Origin of the sequence: Ilumatobacter sp., from assembly GCF_041688325.1 — a bacterium.
In the GTDB taxonomy this organism is placed as follows: domain Bacteria; phylum Actinomycetota; class Acidimicrobiia; order Acidimicrobiales; family Ilumatobacteraceae; genus Ilumatobacter_A.
On record NZ_JBDNIJ010000081.1, the window covers coordinates 1 to 3,265 of the forward strand.

2 protein-coding genes and 1 pseudogene are annotated in these 3,265 nt (G+C 61.1%); all 3 read left to right on the plus strand.

Annotated elements, in window-relative coordinates; all coding sequences use genetic code 11:
* Positions 1-5 precede the first annotated feature (5 nt).
* On the plus strand, positions 6-452 hold the full coding sequence (locus ACH2EI_RS05635) for a ferritin-like domain-containing protein (RefSeq protein ID WP_395156364.1): 447 nt from the start codon (positions 6-8) through the stop codon (positions 450-452).
* Between the two features lie 1,035 nt (positions 453-1,487).
* Positions 1,488-1,763 (plus strand): DUF2510 domain-containing protein, encoded by a 276-nt coding sequence (locus ACH2EI_RS05640; protein WP_395159403.1) that lies wholly within the window; start codon positions 1,488-1,490, stop codon positions 1,761-1,763.
* A gap of 907 nt (positions 1,764-2,670) precedes the next feature.
* Positions 2,671-3,265, plus strand: a pseudogene (locus ACH2EI_RS05645) (IS982 family transposase); the annotation flags it as partial.

Consider the following 3,265-nt stretch of genomic DNA (forward strand, 5'->3'; position numbering starts at 1 on the left):
ACTTCATGGTTGACACACTGATCGACACCACTGACATCAACCCGGTCCTCAACGAGATCATGCTCGCTGAGCTCGCCGGGGTCGTCAGGTATACCCACTACTCACTCGTGATCACCGGCCCGAACCGTCTGCCTCTGGTGGCGTTCATGCAAGAGCAGGCAGACGAATCGCTGGTCCATGCTCGCCAGGCTGGCGAGATCCTCACCGGCCTTGGGGGCCACCCAACGCAGGGCATTGGCGAGATCGAAGAGTCGCACGACCACACCATCGAAAACATCTTGCGCGAGTCGATCGGTCATGAACGGCGGGCGCTTGACCTCTACCGCAACTTGCTCGCCCTCGCCGAGGGCGACTCGATTTACCTCGAAGAGTACGCACGGACCCAGATCGGCGCCGAGGAACTGCATGTCATCGAGATGAACAAGCTGCTCCGGGACTACACCATTGGCTGACCGATCGAAACTCACTGCTACATCGGTCGGCAATAGGGCGCTCGTTGGCCTCTGTGCTGGCAAGGATTGTCGGAAGCGCTGCGAGTTCGCAAAGGTGCAGAAGGCACTCGATCGAGAATGCGATGTGCTCGAACTCAAATGCATCGGGCTGTGCAACGGACCCGTCGTCGTCGTCGTTCATCCTGGCCCAAACTCTCCGGTGGTGTACTCCAAGCTTCGGACGAAGCGACAGCGCAGTCTGATCGTTGGCCTCGCGACTGGTGACGTGGGCGCCCGCAAGCAGCTTTCCGGGAGGAAGGTTGACAAGAAGAAAGCCGTCGCCTCAGTGGAGCGTCAGCTCAAACGCCGAGTCGCCTGACGTTGGCCTCCTGACGTTGGTCACGTCGTACTCGGTCTCTCGTGATTGCCAGAAAAAAGCTGCAGCGCACGGTCGGTACCTTGCAGACCCGACTGTGACTGGTCCACGTTTCCACGAGGAGATCCACACCAACCGTTGTGGCGTCGTACCACAGGTCGTAGCGATCGGAATCCGTGTCGCTCGTGAAACGTCCGCGGCTCCTGGCTCGATAGCTCGGGTTGGCATTCGGGCCTTCGAAGTGTCGTTGAACTCGACTCGACTGTGCGACGGTTGCCGCCGCCAGGACGACGGTCCAGTCCGGGGGCCGAGAGTGGGGAGGAGTGGGGAGGAGCGGGGAGCCGCCGTTGACGAGTCCCGCAGCATCGGCGACAAGCAACAGCCACCGTTTCGCGACGATCGGGCGCAGGCTGGCGAGTTGTTCGTAGTCGCCGTCGGGCACCTCGATGACGGAGAATCTCCAGAGGCCAACTCAACCACTTCGAACATCGCTGAGACTTGCAGAGGCCCTCTGGTACGTCTTGGATCGACCCCGAACCATCACCCAACCCTCAGATTCGAAGAACCCGCTCATCGCGCCTCAGTGTCGGGTTGGCGCACTGAGGGTTGCCCGACCGGGAACTGTCTCTGAGGCGGTATTGAGTGCGCGATACTTCTCCCACACCACTAAGGAGACGCACATGGGACCGCAGTCTGCAGACTGGTACCTCGATCCAAGCGGAGAATTTAGCCACCGTTACTGGAACGGCGAGAAATGGACCGAACACGTTTCGCGAGAGGGCAAGGCGTTCACCGACGCCGGATGGCCGCGTAGAGTTGCTCCCGAGCAAGTCAGCGTGTCCAACGAACCGCCAGTGGCGTCGAGCGAGGATCCGGAGGACGCAACGCTACGGAAAATGAAGGCTCGGAAAACTCTTCGGGTACCGAGATGGCGAGCCCGTCGTCGGCGGCGGTGAGCACCATCGACAGCCTTTCGCCGTCGCCAACGTGTGCGCGCCACTCGTGGCTGGGCTGCGTTCTCAGCGAGCTTGACCTCACGGCGAGCTTCGGCCTGCACCAGCGTCGGACCCGAGAGAGTTTTACGCTTGCCATCACCTCGATGTCGCCATCGCGGGTGGTTGAGCGCTTCCCTCGTGGTTGTCTCGTCAACGCGTTGGTCTTTCTTTGTCGACAGGTGCGGTGAAAAGTTGTCGAGCACGATCGCAATCCGAAGGCCAGACGGATGCAAGCTCCGCACACAACGCAACAACCGGATAAACGCAGTCCGATCCTTGTTGGTCACGACGTGGCCGTAGAGCCGATCGGTGGAACCCTTGCCGACCGCTTTGGGTGCCCTGTGCCTACGCAGGTGCGGCAGCAAGTTGAGTGGCCCGAACTCGTCAACACAAATCACTACCGTTCGATTACCCGGGCCTGGCTCAGCAGTGCCACTCGCGATCGCATACAACTCCAAAATCCGGTTCTTCTTGTCTTCGAACAACGGATCATTCGAACGCTTCAACGTTTTGATCACTTGAAACGACCCGCCCTCCTCGCGGAGCAGAACCCGTCGCTGTTGAAGTTGTGGATCACCTCGCGCACCCGATCCTGCGACGTGAACGCGATGAGCGCTATCTGGGCGACAGACATTCGTTGCGCGGACCACAACACAATCTGCGATCTCCGCCACCGAACCACCGACCCCGGATCCCGCAAGATGATCGACAACAACGTGTTGCCCTCCGACGGTTCCGGGTCTCGCACGAACACACGCTCAGCCACGGACTCAGTCTGCGCGACCCAGACCATCAAGTGGTGGACGCGCCACCACCAACGTTGCCAGTCGCGACACGAGCCGGGTCTGTCAGGAATTCGGTGTAACTGGTCTGGCTCGTGGACTCGACACCAGTCGAGTGCGGCCGGAGCCGTGAAACGGTGAAACGTTCCGACATGGCCGGCTACGCCACCTACGGCTGCTGCGCCAGCCATTCCCGGTTCTTCTGGGGACTCCGACTGCACCTGATCGCCACGCCATCGGGGTTGCCGGTCGCGTACGCGTTGACCGGAGCCAAGACCGACGAACGCGACACTGCACTGGCGATGATCCACCTCGATCCGGCACTCAGCGGCCGGCCAGGTCAGGTGTTGATGGCTGACAAGGGCTACCGATCTGCTGCGTTCGAGGCCGAACTCAACGACGCCGGCATCACACTGATCCGACCGAAGGTGCGCTCAGAAAAGACGGAACGACTGCACACCCGATTCCTGAAACCGTTCCGCCAGATCATCGAATCGGTCAACCAGACCTTGAAGGCCCAGCTCGACTTGGAACGCCACGGCGGCCGCAAACCCGAAGGCGTCTGCGCTCGCATCTTGCAACGACTCCTTGCGCTCACCGCCGCGATCTGGCACAACGAAACCACCGGCGCGACCGGACCCAACCGATCACTCCTCGCCTACGACCACCGACCCACCGACC